The following is a 756-nucleotide window of genomic DNA, read 5'->3' on the forward strand; positions in this document are numbered from 1 at the left end:
GAAGTCGTAACAAGGTAGCCGTATCGGAAGGTGCGGCTGGATCACCTCCTTTCTAAGGATATTACGGAATGACCATTAGGTCATGGAATAACGGAGACATATTGTATTCAGTTTTGAATGTTCATATCATTCAATTTAAGAATGGGCCTATAGCTCAGCTGGTTAGAGCGCACGCCTGATAAGCGTGAGGTCGATGGTTCGAGTCCATTTAGGCCCACCATTAAAATTTAATTCCCAATTAGGGGGCTTAGCTCAGATGGGAGAGCGCCTGCTTTGCACGCAGGAGGTCAGCGGTTCGATCCCGCTAGTCTCCACCATATTATATTGTACATTGAAAACTAGATAAGTAAGTAAAATAGATTTTACCAAGCAAAAAACCGAGTGAATTTCTAACGAAATTCAACAAGCTTAATAATCGCGCGTCGTCTTTATAGACGACATCACAGATTAATAACAGTTATTTTCTTGAACATTATGTATAAGAAAATATAGATTAAGTTATTAAGGGCGCACGGTGGATGCCTTGGCACTAGAAGCCGAAGAAGGACGTTACTAACGACGATATGCTTTGGGGAGCTGTAAGTACGCTTTGATCCAGAGATTTCCGAATGGGGAAACCCAGCATGAGTTATGTCATGTTATCCGCATATGAATACATAGTATGTGAGAAGGCACACCCGGAGAACTGAAACATCTTAGTACCCGGAGGAAGAGAAAGAAAACTCGATTCCCTGAGTAGCGGCGAGCGAAACGGGA

2 tRNA genes and 2 rRNA genes are annotated in these 756 nt (G+C 42.9%); all 4 read left to right on the forward strand.

What is annotated here, in order from left to right:
* Positions 1 to 52, forward strand: a 16S ribosomal RNA gene (locus LQ617_RS15785); the annotation flags it as partial.
* Positions 53 to 143: 91 nt separating this feature from the next.
* Positions 144 to 220 (forward strand) — tRNA-Ile (locus LQ617_RS15790).
* Positions 221 to 241: 21 nt separating this feature from the next.
* Positions 242 to 317, forward strand: a tRNA-Ala gene (locus LQ617_RS15795).
* Positions 318 to 491: 174 nt separating this feature from the next.
* Positions 492 to 756 (forward strand): 23S ribosomal RNA (locus LQ617_RS15800); the annotation flags it as partial.

This window comes from Mammaliicoccus sp. P-M59, assembly GCF_022386135.1.
Lineage (GTDB): Bacteria > Bacillota > Bacilli > Staphylococcales > Staphylococcaceae > Mammaliicoccus > Mammaliicoccus sciuri_A.